Origin of the sequence: Tatumella sp. JGM118 (assembly GCF_018257515.1) — a bacterium.
Lineage (GTDB): Bacteria > Pseudomonadota > Gammaproteobacteria > Enterobacterales > Enterobacteriaceae > Tatumella > Tatumella terrea.
In genome coordinates, this window is record NZ_JAERJR010000023.1 from 13,199 (window position 1) to 39,177 (window position 25,979).

Genomic DNA, 25,979 nt, shown 5'->3' on the forward strand with positions numbered 1-25,979 from the left:
ATTATCGCGTTTGACTATAGCCTGCTGGAATTCCGTGATGCCGTCAATTCAGACATCATTTCTCAGCCCGGGGCTTGCGGAGTATCTCGTTAATTTGCGGATCATCCAGGGTTCCGCCGATATGATAGCGCAGCAGGGAAATTTTATTCCACAGCGGTGCCAGGGCCTTACTTGCGGCAAACACCGCCGCCCCGACCACGGGATTAATAACAAATGCCGTCGCGACGCCGACAGATGCTGACAACTCCGGCGCAACACTGGCATTAAAATCGAGCCGGCGGCGGACAAAATCAGCATCGCCCTGCATCGTGATATCAGCTTCAAGCCCGTCGATAAATAAATTATCGGTGCGTAATACGCCATTTTCAATCCAGGCCGTCCCTTTAATCGCGTCAAAATAGAAACCTTTATTGCTGAAGGTATCTCTGAAGTCGAAACGCATCTTGCGCAGTAAGGCATCCACACTGACCAGGCGTAGCAGTTGTCCGGCAGCCCCGGTATTCACACTGGTAATTTCCCCTTTACCGGTTTCCACCTTCAGCAGTCCGCTCAGCGTCGGGAGATCCGGCTGCCAGGGCACTTTCTGCCAGTGAAGGTCATAATCCAGTTTCACCGGCGCACTCTGCAGAGGAGAATTCACCCCGAACCACTGTAATGTCCGGGTAATATTATGACTGGTCACTTCCCCTTTCAGAGAGGTGCGGGAGCGGGATCCTGACTGGTCCCATTCACCGCTGACGTTCAGACGGGTATGTCCGGCATCCAGCAGCCCATTAGTAAGTACTAACTTTCCATCGGACGGGGTTAACCGTGCGGAGAGTTTTCCAAGGTTCTGACCGGTCAACCAGCACTGAGCACAGTCCAGTTGCAGTGCCGGCCACTGACCGAAGTTGTATTTCTGTGCCGTCGTATCCGTCAGGGAAGGGTTGCTCCCTGACGGCCACTGTGGATTGTAGTACAGGTAGTCAAAATTCACCTGCCACGGACGGTGCGGGTTTATTTGTAACTGACCGCGTATCTCTTTACCGTTCGCCGCTATCCGTGTCGCGCCATCCACACTCCGTGACAGTAATACCGTCAGGTCGTTCCAGTTCTGGCCGCCCAGCGACAGTGACGGCGTATGCAGCGTGATGTTCCCCGGCAAATTAAACGGCTCACCGGTGGTTTTCAAGGCATTGTTATCAGACTGATTTCCCCCGAATAACGCCAGCCATTCCTCCCCCTGCAGCGCCGGCAGGTTCAGTATCATGGAGGGTGACGCCGGGAGTGCCGGCAGTTTCGAGGTATGGTCCTGCCACTGCCCGCGATCCAGCCGGAACTGCGGCTCAAGCAACCAGCGACTGATAAATTTCTGATCCTTTCCGGCACTGCCACTGAGCAGGAAACTGTTTAAATCCCCTTTGACATTAATTTCGAACGGGAATGCGCTACCTGAATCTTTTGACAGCGGCGAGGGTAAGTGACTGCTTACCTCTTTGGCATCTCCCTTGATCGCGACCTGATAGTCAGCTCCCCCGTGATACGGTAACCGGATACTGACGTTCCCCTGCCACGGTAATTGCCCGCTCAGTCGTGAACGCAGCGAAGCCGGAAGTAATTTCAGGGCCGCCGGGTGCCATTGGGACTGCAGAGCAATATCCACCGCAAAGTCTTTTTCCTGCTCATGGGTGCTGAACGAGAAGGCGACCGGTTGTCCGTACCATTGGGCATGCAGGGTATCGCTTTCCAGTGCACCATTCTGATACCTGAACTGACCGGTCATCTGCGTCAGACGGGTTTTTAATGGTTTGATATACAGGCTGTTATTATTCAGTCTGACATCCCCGGTCGCTGTCACCTGTTTTCCATCCAGCGGAATGTCCAGGTTGAGATGTCCGGCGACTTTTCCCTGAATCTGTAATTGTGCGAGCGTTGCCGCCAGAGATTTAGCCAGCGGCGTCTGACGGAAATAGTCATGAATATCCTGACCGCTCCCGCTGACATCGCCGTTGATAATTAACTTTTCCTGACGATAGTCGGTGATATCTGCGGTCAGGTTTTCTGCCACCGCGTTGCCCAGTCGGGCATGGGCCGCTTTCATCCATAAGCCGTCATTGACGAAATTCAGGTCAATATCCTGGTGCTGAAGGGCCGGCCAGTCCGGCTGAAAAGCATAGGTGGCATCACGCAGCGGAACATAGACCTGAAACACTCCGTCATGGCGGCGGAACGGGAAGTTATGCGGATCCCCGGCAAAAATCAGCGTCGCATTTTGGGTCTGCCCCCCTTTGATCGCGCCGCTCAGATAATCTGTCAGACCTTTGCCCATCAGGTGGTGAGGAAAATAGCGCCAGGCATCCCCGGCATCGGTCACATTCATGCCGGCCAGGATATCCAGACGCGGCTGGCCTCCTTTTCGCTGCTGATAGCGGAAGTTCCCTGCCGCCTTCAGCGAACGCGCGCTGGCAACCACATTTTCTCCGGACAGTAACAGGTTACCGTCCCGGGTATCCCAGCGGAAGGTTCCGGTGACCCCCTGCATTTCCAGGGGGGCTTTGAAGGTATCCCCGACCGTCAGATTTTGCGGGCCGGCCGACAGGCTGATTTCTCCCTGGTCAAAACGACCCCTGCCTTTGCCGGAAAGGTAACTGACGGCAGGCAGCTGTTTTTCGGCCTGCCAGCTAAGGTTATGCCAGCTGGCGAGAAAACGGCTCTGCTCAGGATGCGGTAAGGAAAAATCAATCGCCAGGCTATCCACATCCCCTGTAGGCTGCAGAGTTCGCCATTGCCCGGTCAGTTCAGGAGCCAGCGGCGCCAGCAGCGGCACCAGCGGTGCGATCCGTTGTAAATCCAGCCGGGTTGCCCGCAGGCGAATTTCTGAGGTCTCTGCGGCCCGCAGCAGATGATCCTCTTCTGGCTGCCAGTATAAAGAGAGTGAACCTTGCGGCCAGGCAACATCATCTGTCGCAAGCCCGGTCCGCGGAACAGATAACGCCCAGCCTTTCCCTGTACGGAACAGGTGGGCGGTAAGATTATCGACAGTGAGCTGATGCGGTTCCTGACCGGCCTGCCAGCGGGCACTGCCTTGGGTCAGTAACAGGTCTCCGGAGTCCGGCACCCCGCCTTTCAGATTAACCCAGGCTTGCAGGCTGAAATCGGCAGTCCGGAGGGTGGTGTTATCTTTCATCCAGCGCCCCAGCCAGGGTTTCGCATCGACACTCTCTGCCTGTAACCAGACCCTGCCGCTATCAATCATCCCGTTAATATCATTCAGGTCCAGCCTGACCTGAACAACACCATGCTGGCCAGTGATACTGCTCAGGCTGACTTCACCTTCCGCACGATGACGCTGGCCTTCATTAAACCAGGTCAGTTGCGGGATAGCTAAGTGTACCTGCTGTCCTGACAGGGACGGGAAACTTATCTGACTGTCGCGCAAGATAAAGTGGTCAAACCGGCGGAGAAAGAGATTTTCGACCTGAGCCAGGCCCAGCGACTGACGGGATGCGGAAGAAGACCGGGGTAAGGTACGGGCCGACAGTTGTAATTGCCAGAAGGTCAGATCACGGAACTGTAACCGGGCGTGCAGCAATGACTGCCAGACATCCAGCGCCAGCCGGACATGTGAAACCCCAAGGGTGGTACCGTCGTTAAGGGTACTGTGCAGGCCACGGACCTCAACCACCGGACCAAAATTTTCCCAGCGACCGGTGAGTTCATCGGCGCTAAGCCGGGTTCCGCTCAGAGAAGAGACTGCCGACAGGATTTCGGTACGGTACTCATTCATATGCGGCATCAGGAGCCGTAATCCACTGATCAGCAGAGCAACGATAACGATAAGCGTAGCGGCTATCAGCGACAAGATCCCGGGCAAACGCCTCACACACTTCTCCTTGATTAATTCAGTAAACCACCCCCACAGGGTAAGCCGTTGCTAGCGATGAAACTTCTGATGTCTATTATAGCTGAACCCGGAATCATCATCCTGATAATCCCCGGGGACAACGGCAGGGATAAGTCCCTTACATCATGACGACATCAAATTGTTCCTGGATATATAGCGGTTCGGCATGGATTTTGACCTGTTTACCGATGAATATTTCCAGTTCGGCCAGGGCGTGGGATTCTTCTCCTTTGAGGGCATCTCCCACGGCCTGCGAGGTGTATACCAGAAAGCTGTCAGTATCATAGGCGTGATGCACACGTACAATCTCACGCATAATCTCATAGCAAACGGTTTCAACCGTTTTTACTGTCCCGCGCCCGCTACAGGTAGGACACCCTCCGCACAGCACATGTTCCAGACTTTCACGGGTCCGCTTACGGGTCATTTCCACCAGCCCTAACGCCGAAAAGCCATGAATACCGGTTTTCACCCGATCTTTACTCAATACATTTTCCAGAGAGTGTAAGACGCGGCGGCGATGATCATCATTGGCCATATCAATAAAGTCGATGATGATGATCCCCCCGAGGTTACGTAATCTCAGCTGGCGGGCAATCGCCTGGGTCGCTTCAATATTGGTATTGAAAATCGTCTCATCCAGGTTCCGGTGGCCAACAAAGGCCCCGGTATTAATATCAATGGTGGTCATGGCTTCGGTCTGATCAATGATCAGGTAGCCGCCGGACTTGAGTTCGACCTTACGGTCGAGTGCCCGCTGAATTTCGTTTTCAACATCGAATAAATCAAAAATTGGCTGTTTGCCACTATAAAGCTCGAGTTTATGCGTCATTTCCGGCATGTATTCCGCCGTAAACCCGAGCAGCAAATCATAGGTCTGACGGGAATCTATCCGGACACGATCGAGTTCTGCTTCCACAAAATCACGCAATACCCGCTGGGCCAGTGCCAGCTCACCATATAACAGTGAACGGGTCTGATGACGCTTTTTACGCTCAGAGACCTTGCCCCAAAGCCGTTTCAGAAAGGCGGCATCCTGTGCCAGTTCGGTTTCACCGACTCCTTCGGCAGCGGTACGGATAATAAATCCGCCGTTTTCATCACAATAATCTGCAACGACTTTTTTCAGCCGGTTCCGTTCTTTCTCACTTTCAATACGCTGGGAGACCCCCACATGCGAGGCTCCGGGCATAAAAACCAGATAGCGGGAAGGCAGTGTAATATCGGTGGTCAGCCTGGCTCCTTTAGTGCCCAAAGGATCTTTCACCACCTGAACCATCAGGTCCTGACCCTGGCGGACCAGTTCGGCGATATCACGGACCTGGAATTTTTTTTGCTCATCACCGGCCACACATTCGGTGTGGGGGACAATATCTGAGGCGTGAAGGAATGCCGCCTTATCCAGACCAATATCGACAAAAGCAGCCTGCATACCGGGCAGAACACGGCTGACGCGACCTTTATAAATGTTACCGGCAATACCCCGTCTGGACTCTCTTTCAATATGGATCTCTTGCAGGACCCCGCCATCAATATAGGCGACACGGGTTTCAGAAGGGGTGACATTTACAAGTAATTCAGCTGTCATACTGCTCCTTTTCCGCCGTTAAAACCTGTAACCGGGCGAGCAGCTCTTCTGTTTCCACCAGCGGCAGCCCGACAACGGCATAGAAGCTTCCATTAATATGGCGAACAAAACGGCCGCCTTTCCCCTGGATCCCGTAAGCCCCGGCTTTATCCATGGGTTCACCGCTGGCGATATAATTTTCAATATCGGCAGAACTCAGTTCACGGAAGGTAACCTGTGTAATGATATTTTCGGTCACTGCGCCCTGACGGCTGGCCACCGTCACGGCCGTCATGACCTGATGTGTTTTTCCGGATAGCATTGTCAGCATCTGCCGTGCATGGGCTTCATCGGCAGGTTTTTCGAGGACTTCGCCATCGGCGACCACAATCGTATCGGCCCCGATCACAGGTAAATCCACTGGCGCGAGACGCACACCTGCCCGCGCTTTATCGGATGACAGGCGGCACACATACGCTTCCGGAGACTCTCCGGGATGACGGGATTCTTCAACCGCCGTGATCAGGCGTTCAAAACGGAAACCTGCCTGAGCGAGTAATTCCTGACGGCGGGGTGACCCGGAAGCCAGATATAAATCGAGCATAATTATCCTTACTGGATGGCAAACTGATAACGAATTTTCCGCATCAGCAAATACAGCCATGGCCAGAGAATGCCGTTAACGATCCCCCCCCAGAAAATCTCCGGGCGGAAAGAGACATCGCTGACCATAAATTCTGCCCAGAAGACCACCACATCAACAAACAGTGACAGGACGGTCACCATGCAGGCTTGTTGCCACAGGGCAAGGTTCCGGAACAGCTGAAACTTGTAGGCCACCAGGTAAGCCACCAGACTGAGGGCCAGTGCCCGCACACCCAGTGTAGACCCGACAATCAGATCCATCACCGCCCCAAGGAAAAAGCCGGTGCCGACATTGACCCGATGGGGTAAAGCCAGTACCCAGTAGAGCAGGATCAGTAAGAGCCAGGAAGGCCGGAACATATAAAACTGATCCGGCCAGGGCATGACTTCAAGGATAAGAGCAATCAGAAAGGATAACCAGATAACCCACCGCCCCTGACTCCTGTAATGACTGGTCAAGGACGTTCTCCACGGGCAGAAGGCGCGGAGGCTGCCGCAGGGTCGTTATTCACCACTCCGCGTCCGGCCTCACCCGCTGGCGGTAATACCTGCGGCATCACCTGCATCAGTCGCTCATCGGCGGCCTGATGCACGGCTTCCGGAGCAATATGGCTGCCATCCGTGGTGTTACTGTTCCAGAGTAACAGTAGATAACGCAGTCGTTGTAAGCCCGCGGCAGGCTTCGCCTGAATAATTGTCGCGGCACTGCGGGTATCCACCGACACTGAAGAGACCACCCCCACCGGATAACCTTCCGGGAAACGTCCCCCCAGTCCGGAACTGACCAGAACATCCCCGACACGAATATCCGGGTTACCGGACATATTCTCCAGCTGCAGATTTTCAGAACATCCGGCACCGGTAGCGATCGCACGGACATCGTCACGCAATACCTGCACCGGCAAGGCATGGGAAGCATCACAAATCAGCATGACCCGACTGGTAAATTTACCGACAGAGACCACCTGACCCACTACGCCTTTTTCGCTGATCACCGGTTGCCCTTCATAGACACCATTGTCACTACCGCGATCGATGATGACCTGATCGCTGTAAGGATCTGCCCCCGCAGAGATTACCTGAGTAATCATTTTACGCTCACCGGGACGTAACGGTGACCCCAGCAATTCACGCAGACGAATATTTTCCTGCTTATACTGCCCCAGCAATAATAACTGACTATCTTTCAGCATCAGTTCACGGCGCAATGCCACATTCTGCTGTTCCAGCATCTGCCGCGAAGCCAATGTTTCAGCAGCACCATCCAGAAAACGTCTGGGGCCATCTGCCAGAAAATAAAACGGGCTTACAGAAGTGTCGAGATAGCTACGGATCTCCCGGAAAGACCCCAGACGGCTATCAGCAATGATAATTGCTATCGCGGCAACGACTGCTAAAACTAAGCGTAACTGCAGAGACGGGCCTCTGCTAAAAATCGGCTTCATAAATCCTGCGTGTTCCTCAACAAATATTAAGGGAGTGCGTTTAGCCTGCACTCCCTTAGGCTGGACACGTCATCATTGGGTGTTCAGACAGCAATCTCTGGCTATTAAGTGTAGCCAGTAAAACGCCCAGGGTCCGGCCGGATGATCACTCTTCGCTAAAGAGATCACCACCGTGCATATCGATCATCTCTAACGCTTTACCGCCACCGCGGGCGACGCAGGTTAAAGGATCTTCAGCGACTACCACAGGAATTCCGGTTTCTTCCATCAATAAACGTTCGAGGTTACGCAATAAGGCTCCCCCGCCGGTTAATACCATACCGCGTTCTGAAATATCAGATGCCAGTTCCGGCGGGCACTGTTCCAGGGCCACCATCACCGCACTGACGATACCGGTGAGAGGCTCCTGCAGCGCTTCCAGAATTTCATTGGAATTCAGCGTAAACCCGCGAGGAACACCTTCGGCCAGGTTTCTGCCACGAACTTCAATTTCCAGCACTTCATCACCCGGATAGGCAGATCCTATCTCGTGTTTGATACGTTCAGCCGTGGCTTCACCAATTAATGAACCGTAGTTACGGCGCACATAATTAATAATAGCTTCATCAAAGCGATCACCGCCAATACGTACCGAAGAGGAGTAGACCACACCGTTCAGAGAGATCACTGCCACTTCGGTCGTACCGCCACCGATATCGACAACCATTGAGCCGGTGGCTTCAGAAACCGGCAGCCCGGCACCGATAGCTGCCGCCATCGGTTCTTCGATAAGGAAAACTTCACGAGCACCCGCACCCAGTGCAGATTCGCGAATGGCACGACGCTCAACCTGAGTTGCGCCCACCGGGACACAGACCAGTACGCGCGGACTCGGGCGCATAAAGCTGTTACTGTGTACCTGTTTAATAAAGTGCTGTAACATTTTTTCGGTGACGAAGAAGTCAGCGATCACACCGTCTTTCATCGGGCGGATGGCGGCAATGTTACCGGGGGTACGACCCAGCATTTGCTTAGCTTCCTGACCGACGGCAGCAACACTCTTCGGAGAGCCGGCACGATCCTGACGGATAGCGACCACAGAAGGCTCGTTCAGCACGATGCCTTGCCCTTTTACATAAATCAGGGTATTGGCGGTACCCAGGTCAATGGACAAGTCATTGGAAAACATGCCACGAAATTTTTTAAACATATCTAAGGGGTAATCCTGCAAGCTGGGGGCGGAAAATAAAATCCGCTTACTTTACCAACCACACGAAGCCGCCACAAGGCGCAACAACATTCTGCTCCGGTGAAAAAATAAACAATTGTACATTTATGCCAGCATGATTTGTAGCAAGCATCATCACAGTACTGTAAACCCGACATTTTTCCGCCAGCCATTTTTAACGTCAATCGCTAACGGAAACAAAATTTAACATTTAGAGTCTGTTTTTCAAACAGCCAGACTCTGAAAAGACAACGGAATTATCTCTCAGAAAACCCGGTTCGCCCGTGTTTCACTGCATTTCCCGGGGTCTTTTCTTCACAGCGTCATTCCGCATAAATTTAACCGGTAAGGGTGGCGCAATAAAATCGCCTTGTCCACCGCTAACACCTAAATTTATCAGCATCATCCACTCTTCACGGGTTCTGACACCGGTAGCGAACACTAACGTTGATACCGCATGACAACTTTCGACCAGGCTACTCACCAGTAACTGGTTCTCCGGCCGCCGCTCAATATTACGCACCAGTCCGGCATCCAGTTTGATAGCCCCGGCTTTTATCCGGGGTAAATACGCACTGCTGACCAGGGTCTGACCTGCCTGACTGATAACAATCCGGCACCCGAATGCCCGCAGATTATGCAACACGGTAAATAACCGGTCGATGTGTTGACACACATCTGCCTCAGCAAGTTCAAATAAAAATCTTTTTCTTTTAGATCGGGGGATCTGTAATAGCATTTTGTAAAGCCACTGCGCAAAAGGGCGTTGTAACAAGGCGTCTATCGTTAGCGGAAACGACCAGGTCCCCGCGCCGCTTTCTGCCGCCAGCAAAAAGCCACGGGTCAGAAACTGGCGATCCCAGAGAGCAGCCATACCCATGTCACACACCAGGGGCATATATTCTGCAGGCAGAATAGCGTGATCATTATCGTTAATGCGCCCTTGTAATACCCGATGATGTATCTGGCCCTGCCAGTCAGTGACCGCTTTTTGCAATAGCAACGGCCCGCCCCGCTGATAGGTATTTTCCAGCAAGGTTCGCCAGCGAACGCTGCCGCGCCCCTGCTTCAGATGCTGACTCTCTTCAACCGCCCAGTTATTACTGCCCAGCAAGGTCGCCCTGCGCATTGCCAGATCCAGTCGCTCCATGACTTGTGTCATGCTTTGCCCGCGCTGCCAGTCACTGATCGCGATATGCACAAAATCGTCTTTATTATAATTCCCGAACGGTGCAGAGGCTTCTGCGGCGGTGATCAGCTTTGCCGCGATCCCCTCGGCTTCTTTTAGCGACCGGTGAGGCAATAATACGGTGAAGTCATTCTGAAAATACCGGGCCAGTAAAGCCCCCGGATAGCAACTGACCAGCGCGGACACACTATGAACAAATTCAAACAAACGGTGATTTTGCCGCTCTGCTTCGCTCGTGTCCGGCACCCCGTCTGACCCGGTAAAACGAAGCATGATAATACAGCCATGCTCTGCTGCCTCTTCCTGCGAATCGAGTAAGGTGGCAAAACGACTGTTAAAGAAAAGACGGTTATTTAGCCCGCTTTCGCTATCCAGAGACGCAAATTCGCGGATGAGATTATCTATCCGTACGCGTTGAACCCCCGCCTGTTCTATCTCCTGCAGCAGCGTATCAATCGCCTGACTGACTTTCGGAGGCCATTCGGTTGTTTCCCGGGTGACTGTCTGGCTGCGATCGCCTTGCAAAATTCGCTGGCTTCGGGCTTCCAGTCGGCCCATCCCTGAAGACTCCCGGTCTAACCAGAAATGCAGCAGCAGTAGCAGGACCGACATCACCAGCACGACGATCCCCATCACGATAAAGGTGGAGATACCCGCAAATGACGCAAGCCAGGTCTGGACCGGATTCAGGATAGTAATACGTAGCGTCAGAGAGGGATGGTGCATTAATGTGGCGGAAAAATGGTAAAAACGGTTGGGTGTGTCTTCAACCAGAGGGAACTCATGACGGGCAAGTCTGATGACCGCATGTTTCCCGTCATACAATTCAAGTCGTTCAATATTGACGACCGGCATCACCCCTCGCAACCAGCGCGTCATTTCCTGCGGGGTTCGGGTAAAGAGCGCCTGATCGACAGAGGTGGCCAGCGTATTAAACTGATGTTCGATGCGCTGCTTGTTGAGCCAGAGAAAACTGGCTATACAGCCGAATAACATCAATAACATCGCCAGCATACTGACAAAAGTGATGAGTGCGGTAAGCCGTGTCGTTGAACGCATCCCTGTGCTCCCGGTGACTGAATCCGATCCAGAATAAGATAATATCAGCATCCCGCTGACCGTTGAGCGAAAATAGCATAAGCCTTTACTCTCTGCAGTGATAACGGCCGGCAAACACATTTCTTTACGTTCCGGCCTTGCCCGTGCAGAAAAATGGCTGGCTATACTTGGTACTCAGCCGGCAGAACGCTGGCTGCCTTATCACTCGTCGAAACATCCCCCGGAGGAACCTGGCATGAATAAACCTTTGAAAGAATCAGACGTCACTCCGGAGCAGGTGTTCTTCTGTTCACGCCGGAAACTGCTGAAGCTGCTCGGGATCAGCAGTGCTGCCCTGTCACTGCCGATGACCGCGAAGGCCGGTCTGGCAGACTGGTTTAGCGGGGCATCCTCCGAGCCTCCGCTGACCTCCCCTCCGCATCCCATCGACTTTACCTCTCCGGCCCGGTGGCAGGCAAAGCTGACCCTGACCCCGGAACAAAAAGTCACCGGTTATAACAATTTTTATGAGTTCGGGATGGATAAAGCCGACCCCGCGGCGAATGCCCGTCAGTTTAAAACCTCCCCCTGGAATATCACGATTGATGGTGAAGTTGCTCACCCGATGACGCTGGATATGGACGATATTTTCAAAAAATTCCCGATGGAACAGCGTATCTATCGCATGCGCTGTGTTGAGGCATGGTCAATGGTGGTGCCATGGATAGGGTTCAGTCTGGCCTCCTTGCTGAAAATGGTGGCTCCCACCAGCAATGCCCGCTATGTCGCTTTTCAGACCCTGTATGATCCGCAACAGATGCCAGGACAACAGGAAGGGCTGAACAGTGCCGGATTACAGTACCCTTATGTCGAAGGGTTGCGCCTTGATGAAGCGATGAACCCTTTGACCCTGCTGACGACCGGTGTCTATGGCAAAACATTACCGCCACAGAATGGCGCCCCCTTACGCCTGATCGTGCCCTGGAAATATGGGTTTAAAGGCATTAAATCCATCGTGAAAATCAGCCTGACCCGGGAACAGCCCCCCTCAACCTGGAACCTGATGGCGCCGGACGAATATGGCTTTTATGCCAATGTGAACCCGCATGTGGATCATCCTCGCTGGTCACAGGCGACAGAGCGGTTTATCGGCCCCGGCGGGTTATTAGATGTCAGCCGGCAACCCACACTGATGTTTAACGGTTATGGCGGGGAGGTCGCTTCGATGTATAAGGATATGGATTTACGGAGATATTTTTAATGGCGAGCCGCGGAACCCCGGGTACGGTAACAATTATCCTGCTGAAGTGTCTGCTGCATCTGGCCGCCTTTGCCCCGTTTATCTATCTGGTTTTTTCTGTTCGTTCGGGCGGGTTCAGTGCCGATCCGGCCAAAGATATACAACATTTTACCGGGCTTATCGGGCTGAAGTTACTGATGGCCACCTTGCTGGTGAGCCCGCTGGCAAAAGGGTTACGCTTTCCTCAGCTTCTGCGCTGCCGCCGGCTGCTGGGGATATGGTGTTTCGCCTGGGCCACCCTTCACCTGCTGAGTTACTATTTTCTGGAACTGGGGGTGGGTAATCTGTCTTTGCTGGGGCAGGAAATCGTCCGACGGCCCTACCTGACGTTAGGTATGATCAGCTGGGTGCTGCTTTTTCTGCTGGCGATAACCTCTTTCAGGCGCGTGCAGATACGTGCAGGCCAGCGCTGGCAAAAACTGCATAACAGCATCTATCTGCTGGCGATAATGATCCCCGTCCACTATTTATGGTCAGTAAAAGCCTACTCCCTGCAGCCTTTTCTCTGGCTGGCTTTCGCCGTGTTACTGTGCGCACTTCGCCTTAAAAAACTGTGGCGTAAAACCGATTTATAAGTTTATCAGGTTGGCTTATTGCCGTAATTTCTGTTAAAAAGTGCCGCGGACCAAGAATTGATAAACTTCGCGGATAAAACGACTAATATGCGGCGAATTGCCTCGAAAGCGATATAATCGAAAAATTCTTACCCCCTGAGAGCCTCTTTTTTGCCAGAATGGGTGACAAATGCAAACGGGGAGAGTATTTTACGCAATGCCTTTATTTTTGCAGGAGATAGCCACACGATGGCAGATAACTTTCATATTTTGCTTCTCAATGGCCCGAACCTTAACTTGCTGGGAACCCGGGAGCCGGAGACCTATGGTCATACGACCTTGCCGGATATCGTCAGTGAGGTAACGCGTCAGGCCGGGAAACTCAATGTGAAACTGAGTCACCTGCAATCGAATGCGGAACATCAGCTGATTGACCGCATTCATGAGGCAAAAGGCAATGTGGATTACATCATTATTAATCCTGCCGCATTTACGCACACCAGCGTAGCCCTGCGGGATGCCTTGCTGGCGGTCAGCATTCCTTTTATCGAAGTGCACCTGTCTAATGTGCATGCTCGTGAACCTTTCCGCCATCATTCCTATCTCTCCGATATTGCTGCCGGTGTCATCTGCGGATTAGGTACCGACGGCTATCACTGGGCTTTACAAACGGCAGTTAAACGCCTGTCAAATTCAAATTAAACAGAGTACGGAACCACACTCATGGATATTCGTAAAATTAAAAAACTGATCGAACTTGTTGAAGAATCCGGCATCGCTGAACTTGAAATTTCAGAAGGTGAAGAATCCGTTCGCATCAGTCGTTCACCTGCTAACATGGGTTATCCGGTAATGCAGCAGGCGTATGCTGCCCCTGTTGCACCTGCACCGGTCGCTGCCAGCGCACCTGCGCCGGTCGCCGAACCTGCCGCAGCTGCCAGCAAAGAAGTCAGCGGCCATATCGTTCGTTCACCGATGGTAGGAACCTTCTACCGCACACCAAGCCCGGATGCCAAACCTTTCGTTGAGGTCGGTCAGAAGGTCACTGCCGGTGAAACTCTGTGCATCGTTGAAGCAATGAAAATGATGAACCAGATTGAAGCTGACAAGTCAGGTGTTGTGAAAGCTATCCTGGTAGAAAACGGCCAACCTGTTGAATTTGACGAGCCATTGGTCGTCATCGAATAACGAGGCAACCATGCTGGAAAAAATTGTTATTGCTAACCGTGGGGAAATTGCGCTGCGTATTTTGCGTGCCTGTAAAGAACTGGGCATCAAAACCGTTGCGGTACATTCCACTGCAGATCGTGACTTAAAACATGTCCTGCTGGCAGACGAAACCGTATGCATCGGACCAGCACCTTCAGTCAAAAGCTATCTGAATATTCCTGCGTTGATTTCAGCGGCAGAGATCACCGGCGCGGATGCTATCCACCCGGGCTATGGCTTTTTGTCTGAGAATGCTGACTTCGCAGAACAGGTTGAACGTTCCGGCTTCATCTTTATCGGTCCGAAAGCCGAAACGATTCGTCTGATGGGCGACAAAGTTTCCGCGATCAACGCGATGAAGAAAGCTGGTGTTCCTTGCGTCCCGGGGTCCGATGGATCGCTCGGTGATGACATGAACAAAAACCGTGAGATCGCTAAACGTATCGGTTATCCGATTATCGTTAAAGCCTCTGGCGGCGGCGGCGGACGCGGTATGCGTGTCGTTCGCGGTGAAAAAGACCTGGAACAGTCCATTAATATGACCCGTGCGGAAGCGAAAGCGGCTTTCAACAACGATATGGTCTATATGGAAAAATATCTGGAAAATCCTCGTCATATCGAGATTCAGGTCTTAGCCGATGGACAGGGTCAGGCCATCTATCTGGCAGAACGTGACTGCTCAATGCAGCGTCGTCACCAGAAAGTGGTCGAAGAAGCCCCGGCGCCGGGAATTACTCCGGAACTGCGTAGCTTTATCGGTACACGTTGTACTCAGGCCTGTATTGATATCGGTTATCGTGGTGCCGGTACGTTTGAGTTCCTGTTCGAAAATGGTGAGTTCTACTTTATTGAGATGAACACCCGTATTCAGGTAGAACATCCGGTCACTGAAATGATCACCGGTGTCGACCTGATCAAAGAACAGTTACGTATCGCGGCCGGTCTGCCATTGTCTATCCGTCAGGAAGACGTGGTTATTCGTGGTCATGCTGTGGAATGCCGTATTAACGCAGAAGATCCGAATACCTTCCTGCCAAGCCCGGGGAAAATTACCCGTTTCCACGCGCCGGGTGGTTTTGGCGTACGTTGGGAATCGCATATCTATTCCGGTTATACCGTACCGCCATACTATGACTCCATGATTGGTAAACTGATCACTTACGGTGAAACCCGCGACGTCGCGATTTCCCGTATGACCAATGCCTTAGCTGAGCTGATCGTCGATGGTATTAAAACCAACGTCGAACTGCAGCTGAAGATCATGGCTGACGAGCATTTCCGTGAAGGTGGAACCAATATCCACTATCTGGAGAAAAAACTGGGACTTCAGGAAAAGTAATTTCTTTTCTGAGTCACTGCCAAGGCCGGATTTTCCGGCCTTTATTATTTTTGTCTTTCCGTTGAGGTTAACGATGGACTCTCGTTTCAAACAAGCGCATAAGGAAGCCCGCTGGTCATTGCTTCTTGCGGTTAGCTGGCTGATTGTCTGGTCAGTGAGTGCCTGGACGGGCGGAACAACTCCGGGCATTTTTGGCTTCCCCCGCTGGTTCGAATTATCCTGCCTTTTTGCACCGTTATTTTTCCTGTTTCTGTGCGCCTTAATGATCCGTTTTATTTTCCGTGATATCCCGCTGGAGGATCAGGGTGAACAGTAAAATTATATTTCCCCTGCTGGGGTATCTGCTGCTTGTGGCGGCGATCTCTCTGTTTGCGATGTATCAGCAAAAAAGAGCCAGGGGCGCGTTTCTGAACGAATATTTCCTCGGCGGAAGAACGCTGGGAGGATTTCTGTTAGCCATGACCCTGACGACCGCCTATGTCAGTGCCAGTTCTTTTGTCGGAGGCCCCGGAGCTGCCTATAAATATGGCCTGGGGTGGGTATTTCTGGCGATGGTACAGGTCCCTACCGTCTGGCTATCATTAGGGGTGCTCGGGAAAAAATTTGCCATTCTGGCACGCCGGTATAATGCCGTTACCCTGAATGACATTCTCTACGCCCGCTTCAAAAGCTCTCTGGTGGTGTGGATTGCCAGCCTGGCACTGTTACTGGCATTTATAGCCGTGATGGCGGTACAGTTCATCGGTGGTGCCCGGCTGCTCGAAAGCGTTGCAGGGATCCCCTATACCCGTGGCTTGCTGATTTTTGGCGGTATCATTGCGCTCTATACCGCGCTCGGAGGCTTTCGTGCCAGCGTACTGAATGATGCCATGCAGGGACTGGTGATGCTGGCAGGGACTTTCCTGTTACTGTTTGCGGTGCTTCATGCCGCAGGCGGGCCGGCCCATGCCGTGGCCACCCTGAAAGCCATTAACCCGCAACTGATCGCGCCCGAAGGTGCGGGTAATATTATTACCGTGCATCTGTTGATTTCATTCACCGTGCTGGTCTGTTTCGGCGTGTTGGGGCTGCCCAATACGGCGGTGCGCTGTATTTCATACCGCGACAGTAAGGCGGTTCATCGGGGGATACTGCTCGGTACGCTGGTCATGACCCTGCTGATGCTGGGAATGCATCTGGCCGGTGCGCTGGGGCGCGCTATCCTCCCGGAGTTATCGGTCCCTGACCTGGTGATCCCGACGCTGATGATGAAAGTACTGCCACCCTTCGCGGCCGGCATTTTTCTTGCCGCGCCGATGTCAGCAATCATGTCGAATGTGAATGCTCACTTACTTCAGGCATCCGCCACCCTGATTAAGGACTTATATCTGCGGATGTTCCCGCAACGTGCGGAAAATGAGGCGCATCTTCGCCGCCTCTCTACCTGGCTGACACTGGCTTTAGGGATCCTGCTGATTATTACCGCATGGCATCCGCCGGCGATGATTATCTGGATGAATCTGCTGGCCTTTGGCGCACTGGAAACCGTTTTCCTCTGGCCTCTGGTTCTGGGGTTATACTGGAAATCGGCCAATGCGACCGGCGCAGTATGCAGTATGCTCTGCGGCGCGATCAGTTATACCTTACTGGTGAGTCTGAAAATTTCATGCTGGAACTTCCACCCGATAGTTCCTGCCCTGTTACTGAGTCTGGCCGCGTTTCTGATTGGCAACCGGCTGGGTAAACCAACACCCCGGGAGATATCCCCGGCGGTGAAGCAATAAAGAGATACGCTATGCCTTGGATACAAATCAAAATTAATACCTCAGGTGCCAATGCTGAAGCCATCAGTGATGCGCTGATTGAAAACGGGGCTGTTTCAGTCACGTTTCAGGATACCCATGATAACCCGGTGTATGAGCCCCTGCCTGGGGAAACCCGCTTATGGGGTGATACCGACGTCATTGGCTTGTTCGATGCTGAAACAGAGATGCAGCAGGTTATCCGCGTGCTGGAACAGCATCCTTTGCTGGGGACCGGCTTTCACCACAAAGTTGAACAAATCGAAGACAAAGACTGGGAACGTGAGTGGATGGATAACTTCCATCCGATGTGTTTCGGAAAGCGGTTGTGGATCTGCCCGAGCTGGCGTGACGTGCCGGACCCGGAGGCCGTCAATGTGATGCTGGACCCGGGTCTGGCGTTTGGTACCGGCACGCATCCGACCACCTCCTTATGCCTGAGCTGGCTGGACGGACAGGATCTGAACGGGAAAACAGTGATCGATTTTGGTTGCGGTTCCGGGATCCTGGCGATCGCTGCCCTGAAACTGGGGGCGGCACATGCTATCGGTATCGATATCGATCCTCAGGCCATTCAGGCCAGCCGGGATAACGCAGAACGTAACGGGGTTTCAGATCGTCTTGACCTCTATCTTCCGGAGCAACAGCCTGAAAACCTGAGCGCGGACGTGGTGGTTGCCAATATTCTGGCCGGCCCGTTGCGTGAACTCGCACCGCTTATCAGTGTATTACCCGCCAGCGGCGGTAAACTGGCGCTGTCCGGTATTCTGGCCAGTCAGGCCGATGATGTGTGTGAAGCCTACGCGCAGAAATTCGCGCTGGACCCGGTGGCGGAAAAAGAAGAGTGGTGTCGTATTACGGGTCAGCGTAACTAAGGCGATCCCCCTGCAGGTCAGCGGCCAGACGACTGACAGAATGGCTCACAGAAAGACTTTTACAGCACATTTTATATGGCAGATATGCTGTAAATTCCTCTGTGAGCTGTTTTTTATCCGGTATAAGCGGGGAAAAGAAAGAAAATTTTTCAAAATCCTGACAACAGTTAAAGCATAACCCATTGATATTAATAAATAAGTAAATAATTTCATGGGGTGAATATCTGTTTCCGTGATCAATGGCGGTATATTGTTCAAAGTTTGGCCTTTCATCTTCACAAAAAAATGCGTAATATACGCCGCCTTGCGAACATATAAGGTCATCTCTTTCCCATGCGCATTGGACCATACCAGCTCCGAAACCGATTGATTGCTGCGCCAATGGCAGGTATTACCGACAGACCATTTCGTACGCTTTGTTTCGAAAACGGCGCAGGAATGACAGTTTCTGAGATGATGTCATCAAACCCGGAAGTCTGGGCCAGTGACAAATCCAGATTGCGTATGGTGCACTGTGATGAGCCAGGTATCCGCTCGGTACAGATAGCCGGTGGGGACCCCGATGAAATGGCAGCGGCAGCGCGAATTAATGCGGACTCCGGTGCTCAGGTCATTGATATTAATATGGGTTGTCCCGCAAAGAAAGTGAACCGAAAGATGGCTGGTTCTGCATTGCTTCAGTATCCGTCGCTGGTAGAGTCCATCCTGCGGGCGGTAGTGAATGAAGTGGATGTTCCGGTCACTTTAAAGATCCGTACCGGATGGGATACCGAAAATCGCAATTGTATAGAAATTGCCCAATTGGCTGAGCGTTGTGGTATTCAGGCGTTAACTATTCACGGACGTACTCGTGCATGTCTGTTTAACGGGAACGCAGAATACGACAGCATTCGGACAGTTAAGCAGAACGTGTCCATTCCGGTTATCGCGAATGGAGACATTACTGACCCGCATAAAGCCAGGGCCGTACTGGACTACACCGGAGCTGATGCTCTGATGATTGGCCGGGCGGCTCAGGGAAGACCGTGGATCTTCCGGGAAATCCAGCATTATCTGGACACAGGGGAGCTGCTTGCACCAAAGCCACTCGCAGAGGTGAAGCAAATGCTGATTGGACATATACGGGAGCTGCACGACTTTTATGGTCACGGCAAGGGATACCGTATTGCCCGAAAACACGTTTCCTGGTATTTGCAGGAAAATGCCCCTGATGACCAGTTTCGGCGCACATTCAACGCCATAGAGGATGCCAGTGAACAGCTGGAGGCGTTGGAGGCATACTTCGAAAATCTTGCGTAAACGAAAAAAAGAGCTGAAAGAACTATGTTCGAACAACGCGTAAATTCTGACGTACTGACCGTTTCTACCGTGAATTCACAGGATCAGGTAACTCAAAAACCACTTCGTGACTCGGTTAAACAGGCACTGAAGAACTATTTTGCTCAGTTAAATGGTCAGGATGTTAATGACCTGTATGAGCTGGTACTGGCTGAAGTTGAACAGCCTCTGTTGGACATGGTGATGCAGTACACCCGTGGTAACCAGACCCGCGCAGCACTGATGATGGGTATTAACCGCGGCACCCTGCGTAAGAAACTGAAAAAATATGGTATGAACTAATCCTTCATCCCTGACGGTTTAAAAAGAAAGGCACTTTCCTGACGAGGATAGTGCCTTTTTTATGTCCGTCTGTTGGCGGACAACGCAGCCCCGCCAGTGCGGCGGGGCTGTTCCCTTGCGGGGTTATTTTTTCAGATACAGATCTTTCGTCTGGTAGAAGGCCAGGGCTGACGGAGCAAACCCTCCCACTTTAGTACTGACCATATAATCCTGGGTGAGATAGTAGATAGGGATAGCCGGAGCCTCATTCGCCGCAATATCCATCGCTTTCTGGTAATGTGCTGCGGTTTCTGCCGGGGTCTGCGCCAACTGTGCCGCTGCGATTTCATTATCGTAGGCCTTATTGCTGAAGTTACCGGTATTATTGGTATCTCCGCTACGGAAGGTATTCAGGAAGGTCGAATACTCATTATAATCCGCACTCCAGGTATAGCGGACCAGCTGATACTGGCCCTGATGCATGGTATCCAGCATCGATTTCCATTCCTGATTCTGCAGCGACGCTTTCACCCCCAGCGCACTTTTCCACATGGAAGCGGCCGCGATGGCGATTCGCTGGTTATCTGCCTCATTGTTGTAGAGCAGCGTAAAACTCAGCGGATGAGACTCAGAATAGCCAGCTTCTTTCAGCAGTGCGCGGGCCTTCGCGATACGCTCAGCCTGTGTCCAGTGCGCCCAGACCGGCGGAGTGATAGTCACGCCACCCATCGACAATGGAGCCACGGTCCAGGCTGGCGTCTCTCCCATCCCTAACACTTTCTGACTGATAATATCTTTATTCAGGGCCAGATTGAGGGCCTGACGGACACGGGCGTCATTGAACGGCGCACGGGTACTGTTGATATCGAAATAGAAGACAGCCAGTTCCGGTGCCACATAGACTTCCTTCGGCCGCTCTTTCTTCATCCGTGCAAATTCGATCGCAGGGATCGTCGAGGTAATATTAATCTCACCGGCCAGGTAACGGTTCAGTTCTGCACTGCCGTCACTGACAGGTAAGAAGGTCACCTGATTAATTACCGTATGGGCATTATCCCAGTAGCGAGGATTACGCTTCAGCGTGATTTTCTCGTTAACAACCCAGTCACTTAACTGATAAGCACTGCTGCTGACCATATGGCCTGGCTGTGTCCAGGAGTCACCGTAGGTGGTGACATCTTTTTGGCTGACCGGGAACAACGAAGGATGCGCGACAAATTGCAGGAAGTAAGATACCGGTTGGTCCAGCACCACTTTCACCGTTGAGTTATCCGCCGCATACACCCCCAGCTTATCGGTCGGCATTTTTCCGTCAATGACCGCCTGGGCATTTAAGATATGTGCATTCGCGGTGAAAGAGGCATAAGGTGAGGCGGTTTTCGGATCCGATAACCGGCGCCAGCTATACACAACGTCCTGAGCCGTGATCGGAGAACCGTCTGACCAGGTGGCTCCGGAACGGATATGGAACGTCCAGGTTTTATGATCCGACGTTTGCCAGGAATCGGCCAGCGCCGGGATAACCTGCCCGTTATTTTCTACCCGAACCAGCCCTTCAAACAGGTCGTTGATAATGGCCATCGAGCTGTTGTCTTCAGCCTTATCCGGATCAAGAGTTGCCGGTTCGGCACCATTTCCGCGGACCAGGTTCTGCGTAGCCGCCAGTTGCGTACCGGCAGGGACCACTGCCGAAAAGGCAACGGAAGAAAAACAAAGCCCGGCGAATAAAAGAGAGAGACGGGTACGGCGGGTGTGTAGTGTTTTTCCTTGCATCAATAAATACCTCTGTGTGTTTTTATTTTATCAGTCATCAATACCACAGATTAACCAGTCACTTAAAGAGCAGATCAAAATGCTTATCCGTCAGAGGCCGTAACCCGAAGTTTTACTTAGCGCATATAAAACCGATCGCAGAGCCCCGCCGCGCCTGAAAACCGGAAATAACGAAAGTGCCATTGATCCCGAAACGTACTCACTCTGGCTTAGATACTTTTTTCTTATTTTTAAAAAATTATCCGTGCCAGCCCTTTCCGGGAAGACCGGACAGCAGCGCGGTACCGAAGCCCGATGACCGTTCCTGCTCCTGCTGTTCTTCGATTCACGCAGAATGCAACGATAACGGATAATTCAGGGCTTTCTGCCGGACCCTGGCGCAGAATACCGGGACTTCCTGCTGCGGGTCTCAGGAATAATGACCGATGATATCATTCGCAGATTGCCCCTGTTGATCCGAAGCCTCTGCAGTTATCCATCTTTTACAGGATATTTCCTGCCTGACAGGGACAATGAAAAATATCTCCTTCCGGATATTCGCCTGATAAAGAAATAAATTACTGACAGATATCCCCGAATGAAAAGTAATATTCCTGAATATTCACTGAAAAAAGGCGTATTAACCAGCCGGTCATTCTGAGAAACAGATAATTTCGTCCTACAGAATTTTCCACCGGATTATTCGATGTATTTCAGCCTGCCACTTATTCAATCTTCTGTTTTTCATACAGATTTATCCTCAATACTGACTTCAGTGTGGTGGCAGGTTATGTTGATACGGAATGATAATCATAATTAAAGCGGGATATCTCTATGTTAAGGAAAGTTACGCTCTCAACGTTCGTACTCTGCTGCTCGATGGGTTCACACTTTGCCATGGCGGCGTCAGCGCCGGCGGTCGAAGCAAAGCATGGGATGGTCGTCACTTCACAGGACCTGGCAACACAGGTCGGGGTGAATATCCTCAGACAGGGCGGAAATGCTATTGATGCCGCCGTTGCTGTCGGTTATGCCGAAGCAGTCGTTAATCCCTGCTGCGGTAATATTGGCGGAGGGGGTTTTATGACTATCCATCTGGCCAACGGCAAGGATACGTTCATTAATTTTCGTGAAATGGCACCGGCCGGTGCCAGCGCAAACATGTACCTTGCTGCCGACGGTAACCTGATCCCTGGCGCTAGCCTTTACGGCTGGAAAGCCTCCGGGGTTCCCGGCACAGTGATGGGAATGGAAACCGCACGTAAAGAGTACGGTAAACTCAGCCGGGCGCAGGATATGGCTCCGGCCATCAAACTGGCTCGGGAAGGCTATATTCTGACACGTGCCGATACCGATATTCTGGACACGACCGTTGCCCGCTTCAGACAGGACCCGGCTGTTGCAAAAATCTTCCTGCGCCCGGACGGAACGCCTTTACAGCCAGGCGACAGACTGCGGCAGACGGATCTTGCGAAAACACTGGAAAGGATCTCCCGTGAAGGTCCGTCAGCGTTTTACAAAGGTACCTTCCCTGCCGCCGTGGCAAAGGCTTCGGCGAAAGGAGGTGGTGTGATTGATGCCGCGGACTTCTCTACTTATCACATCACCGAAATGGCTCCGCTGACCTGTACCTATCGTGGCTATACCTTCGTCTCGGCGCCACCACCGAGTTCCGGCGGGGTCACTCTCTGTGAAACACTCAATATTCTTGAAGGGTTTGACCTGAAATCAATGGGCTTTGGTTCTGCGGCGATGGTCCATACACTGGCAGAAGCTATGCGCTTAAGCTATGCCGATCGTAATACCTATCTGGGTGATCCGGCATTTGTGCATAATCCGGTCGATAAATTACTGGATAAGAAATATGCGGCCACCCTGCGCAGCAAAATTCAGGCAGATAAAGCGACCCCTTCCGATCAGGTGAAACCGGGCATTGTCAGCGGTGAAAAACCGGAAACCACCCACTACTCGATTGTCGACAGTGAAGGGAATGCCGTTTCCACGACCTATACCATTAACGGCCGGTTTGGTGCCGTTGTCATGGCTCCGGGTACTGGCGTACTGATGAATGATGAGATGGATGATTTCACCACCAAAGTCGGGGCTAAGAACCTTTATGGTCTGGTGCAGGGAACCGCAAACAGTATTGCGCCAGGTAAACGTCCGTTATCTTCAATGAGCCCGACACTGGTCACCAAAGATGGCAAGATCTTCCTGGTACTGGGATCACCGGGTGGCTCAAGGATCATTACGATCACTCTGGAAACCGCGCTGAATATTATTGACTTCGGTATGGAGCCGCAGGAAGCCGTGAATGCACCCCGTATCCACCAGCAATGGATGCCGGATGTGGTTTATTATGAAAAAGGTGGCTTGTCTCCGGATACCTTAACTATCCTGAAAAATATGGGCTATAAGATGGTTGAGCAGACCCCGTGGGGTGCGGCAGAACTGATTATGGTCGGCCTGCCGGGTGCGGCCGGCGTTACATCGGCTTCCAGTTCCGGTAATGACGGCGCCGTCTCAGGTAAAGTCAGGGAAGGGTATCTGTATGGTGCTAACGACGTACGCCGTCCTGCAGGCTCGGCACGCGGTTACTAATACGGTAATCATCGTTCGTTAAGTTGCCTTTCGGATATCCGTGCCGAAGGCATATTGAAAGGGAAACCCGGAATGCCGGGTTTCCCTTTTTAATGGATATCAGCCTCTGCCCTTTCGGGTCTGCCGCACAGGCCTGCGATAATCACTCAGGGGGTTGGTATTACGTTACCCTGCCAGTGAATAAATAAAATCGACAAGCGATACTGGAAGGCAGTCAGGCAGTCAGGCAGTCAGGCAGGCAGGCAGGCAGCTTAATACCTTCCGGGAACAGGAATAGTGTTTATTTTCTTAATCCCTGTGCGCAATGACGATCAGAAAATGCATTATGACGAAAATACCCGCACGGGATCGGATCTGTATGATCTTCCGGTTATCGTGATATCAGATCTTTCACCTGCTCTAAGATACTTTGACGATCGCTTCAGGTATCACACGTATTAACCGAACGCCCGCTGACACAGGTAACAAACATAAACACTATCTCTGGCTTTCTGAACCTGTGCTCTGCCGCACCTGCCAGATAACGCAGGATGCTTCCGCAGCACACCGGACCGGGAAATCACGGTGCTGATATCTTCCCGTCGTAAGGGTATGACCCCACGGATCTATCCCGGTAAGTGGATATCATAACCCTTTAAATTTATATTCCAGGATAAGTTCAGAAGCGAAACTCTTCGCCCGTATAGGATGCCCGTCTGCCAGTTTCGGCGTTTTGCCGTTCAGGGCTTGATATGACCAGCCCGGTCCCACCATGGCTAACAACGACAGTACCTTTGACGATGGCTGGTGCATAACCCAGCGGGTAAAGGCATTAATTTCTCCGGTCACCACCGGTACTGATTGATAGCTGAAGCGGCCAATACTCCCGGTAATTCCTGCGGTTAGTGCCGGCGTTAACTGGTACCCCACCAGACCGGAGAGGACCGCTTCTCTGTCCCTGTTGTAATCATTGCCGGCTTTCGCCATTCCGTTGAACGTACCCCGTGAATTCTTACTCATATGGAACGGATAGGTCCCTACCCCTGACTTTTTAGCCGCCCGGGTATAACTGGCTGCCCAGCGGGTCTGCCAGAGAGGCGAAGTGGAACGGGCTTCGATCGTAAAATGCTGAGCTCTGCGATCAAAGTCTTTCCGTGTCTCCGGCATTTCACGGTAATGGCTTAATGCCCTGGTGAGGTAGACCTGGCTTTTCAGGGTCAGCATGGGGGTGGGCTTAATACTGGCCTGAAAAATATGCCGGGAGAGATAATCACTACTTTCTCCCAGCGCGTATCTGATCTCTCCCGCTGCTCCGTTCCACCGGAGATCAAGACTGCTTAATGCGCGTATCGTTTTTTTGTCATTAGTTAAAAAGTGCTCACTGTCAGGCGAACTCCGGCTCATTGATTTGGTGACTCTGGCACCCTGAAGTGAAAACTTGCCGAATGCCAGCCGACTGTACCAGCCGAAATAGGTCGTCACTGATAATCTGGAAGAGTCAGAGATTACCCCGATATCCTTCAGGGGCAGCCATCCCCATCGGACTTTCGCACTGCTATCCCCTTCGATGTACTGCATCCTGAGGTTGCGCTGACCAAATTTATTAAACCCTGCAGCATTACTTTTCTTACTTTCCGGGCCACTACTATAAAGCACGCCACGGGAATTAAAGTAATCTGTGGCACCCAGTTTAATCACATAATTCCAGGTCGCATCAACACCAAATATCCTCGCAATATCTCCTGAGTGAAAGGCAACCGTGGCCCCCTGTCCCCAGGCGTTGTGGATCCTTTTCTCCCCGCTTTCCTCTTCATTAAGTGCTTTCCAGTAGTTCTTTAATGAAATATCAATCTCTGATTGTTTAAAAAAAGAGCCTATGGGGGATAAACCTCCGCCGCCTACACCCTCAGGCTGTAAAGTAATGTCTGTTGCCTGTGCAACCAGTGGAAGAATAACCACCAGCAGTCCGTATCGGATATCCATATCTCCCCTCCCGCATTAGGGGCATATTTTATT

General features: G+C 52.1%; 20 protein-coding genes. 11 read left to right on the forward strand and 9 right to left on the reverse strand.

The genetic code is table 11. From position 1 onward, the window contains the following. Positions 1–55 precede the first annotated feature (55 nt). The 7 genes from yhdP to csrD all read right to left on the reverse strand — a co-directional run bounded on the left by yhdP (position 56) and on the right by csrD (position 10,995). Positions 56–3,862, reverse strand: a complete 3,807-nt coding sequence (gene yhdP / locus JK223_RS15075; RefSeq protein WP_212714974.1) for an AsmA2 domain-containing protein YhdP — start codon at positions 3,860–3,862, stop codon at positions 56–58. 139 nt (positions 3,863–4,001) lie between these two features. After that, positions 4,002–5,471 carry a ribonuclease G gene (gene rng, locus JK223_RS15080; protein ID WP_212714975.1) on the reverse strand — a complete coding sequence of 490 codons (1,470 nt, stop codon included), beginning with the start codon at positions 5,469–5,471 and terminating at the stop codon, positions 4,002–4,004. Further along, entirely contained in the window at positions 5,461–6,054 is a 594-nt protein-coding gene (locus JK223_RS15085) for a nucleoside triphosphate pyrophosphatase (RefSeq protein ID WP_212714976.1), read from the reverse strand. Before JK223_RS15085 ends, rng begins: the two co-directional genes overlap by 11 nt. 8 nt (positions 6,055–6,062) lie before the next feature. Beyond that, a complete protein-coding gene (gene mreD, locus JK223_RS15090) occupies positions 6,063–6,554 on the reverse strand; it encodes a rod shape-determining protein MreD (protein ID WP_212714977.1) in 492 nt (163 codons plus the stop codon). Beyond that, positions 6,551–7,540 carry a rod shape-determining protein MreC gene (gene mreC, locus JK223_RS15095; RefSeq protein WP_212714978.1) on the reverse strand — a complete coding sequence of 330 codons (990 nt, stop codon included), beginning with the start codon at positions 7,538–7,540 and terminating at the stop codon, positions 6,551–6,553. The genes mreD and mreC overlap by 4 nt, the downstream gene beginning before the upstream one ends. A 145-nt stretch (positions 7,541–7,685) precedes the next feature. Next, on the reverse strand, positions 7,686–8,729 hold the full coding sequence (gene mreB, locus JK223_RS15100) for a rod shape-determining protein MreB (RefSeq protein WP_029686262.1): 1,044 nt from the start codon (positions 8,727–8,729) through the stop codon (positions 7,686–7,688). Between the two features lie 307 nt (positions 8,730–9,036). Then, positions 9,037–10,995, reverse strand: coding sequence for an RNase E specificity factor CsrD (gene csrD / locus JK223_RS15105; RefSeq protein WP_212714979.1), 1,959 nt, complete (start codon positions 10,993–10,995; stop codon positions 9,037–9,039). 235 nt (positions 10,996–11,230) lie between these two features. Here csrD and msrP point away from each other — a divergent pair, with 235 nt between their 5' ends. From msrP to fis, 10 genes are all read left to right on the forward strand, one after another. Further along, positions 11,231–12,235 (forward strand): protein-methionine-sulfoxide reductase catalytic subunit MsrP, encoded by a 1,005-nt coding sequence (gene msrP, locus JK223_RS15110; protein ID WP_212714980.1) that lies wholly within the window; start codon positions 11,231–11,233, stop codon positions 12,233–12,235. Next, positions 12,235–12,849: a protein-methionine-sulfoxide reductase heme-binding subunit MsrQ gene (gene msrQ / locus JK223_RS15115; RefSeq protein WP_212714981.1), complete on the forward strand. Its 615-nt coding sequence runs from the start codon at positions 12,235–12,237 to the stop codon at positions 12,847–12,849. The genes msrP and msrQ overlap by 1 nt, the downstream gene beginning before the upstream one ends. Positions 12,850–13,077: 228 nt before the next feature. Then, on the forward strand, positions 13,078–13,530 hold the full coding sequence (gene aroQ, locus JK223_RS15120; protein ID WP_212714982.1) for a type II 3-dehydroquinate dehydratase: 453 nt from the start codon (positions 13,078–13,080) through the stop codon (positions 13,528–13,530). A gap of 21 nt (positions 13,531–13,551) precedes the next feature. After that, positions 13,552–14,016, forward strand: a complete 465-nt coding sequence (gene accB / locus JK223_RS15125; protein ID WP_212714983.1) for an acetyl-CoA carboxylase biotin carboxyl carrier protein — start codon at positions 13,552–13,554, stop codon at positions 14,014–14,016. Positions 14,017–14,026: 10 nt separating this feature from the next. Continuing rightward, positions 14,027–15,376, forward strand: a complete 1,350-nt coding sequence (gene accC, locus JK223_RS15130; RefSeq protein WP_212714984.1) for an acetyl-CoA carboxylase biotin carboxylase subunit — start codon at positions 14,027–14,029, stop codon at positions 15,374–15,376. Positions 15,377–15,449: 73 nt separating this feature from the next. Continuing rightward, positions 15,450–15,692, forward strand: a complete 243-nt coding sequence (locus JK223_RS15135; protein ID WP_212714985.1) for a YhdT family protein — start codon at positions 15,450–15,452, stop codon at positions 15,690–15,692. Continuing rightward, positions 15,682–17,139 carry a sodium/pantothenate symporter gene (gene panF, locus JK223_RS15140; protein WP_212714986.1) on the forward strand — a complete coding sequence of 486 codons (1,458 nt, stop codon included), beginning with the start codon at positions 15,682–15,684 and terminating at the stop codon, positions 17,137–17,139. The genes JK223_RS15135 and panF overlap by 11 nt, the downstream gene beginning before the upstream one ends. A gap of 11 nt (positions 17,140–17,150) precedes the next feature. Beyond that, positions 17,151–18,032 (forward strand): 50S ribosomal protein L11 methyltransferase, encoded by an 882-nt coding sequence (gene prmA / locus JK223_RS15145; protein WP_212714987.1) that lies wholly within the window; start codon positions 17,151–17,153, stop codon positions 18,030–18,032. Between the two features lie 333 nt (positions 18,033–18,365). Then, entirely contained in the window at positions 18,366–19,331 is a 966-nt protein-coding gene (gene dusB, locus JK223_RS15150) for a tRNA dihydrouridine synthase DusB (RefSeq protein WP_038010645.1), read from the forward strand. Positions 19,332–19,355: 24 nt separating this feature from the next. Beyond that, complete coding sequence (fis, locus tag JK223_RS15155; protein WP_000462905.1) at positions 19,356–19,652, forward strand: DNA-binding transcriptional regulator Fis; 297 nt, start codon at positions 19,356–19,358, stop codon at positions 19,650–19,652. A gap of 123 nt (positions 19,653–19,775) precedes the next feature. Here fis and JK223_RS15160 read toward each other — a convergent pair whose 3' ends face one another. Further along, the gene (locus JK223_RS15160) at positions 19,776–21,404 is read right to left on the reverse strand and encodes an ABC transporter substrate-binding protein (RefSeq protein WP_212714988.1); all 1,629 of its coding nucleotides are present in this window, start codon (positions 21,402–21,404) and stop codon (positions 19,776–19,778) included. An 858-nt stretch (positions 21,405–22,262) separates the two neighbouring features. On the opposite strand from JK223_RS15160, the gene ggt reads away from it, so the two are divergent. Next, positions 22,263–23,984, forward strand: a complete 1,722-nt coding sequence (ggt, locus tag JK223_RS15165; RefSeq protein ID WP_249213658.1) for a gamma-glutamyltransferase — start codon at positions 22,263–22,265, stop codon at positions 23,982–23,984. A gap of 624 nt (positions 23,985–24,608) precedes the next feature. Here the strand turns inward: ggt and JK223_RS15170 are convergent. Then, on the reverse strand, positions 24,609–25,946 hold the full coding sequence (locus tag JK223_RS15170) for an OprD family outer membrane porin (protein ID WP_212714990.1): 1,338 nt from the start codon (positions 25,944–25,946) through the stop codon (positions 24,609–24,611). Between the last annotated feature and the right edge of the window lie 33 nt (positions 25,947–25,979).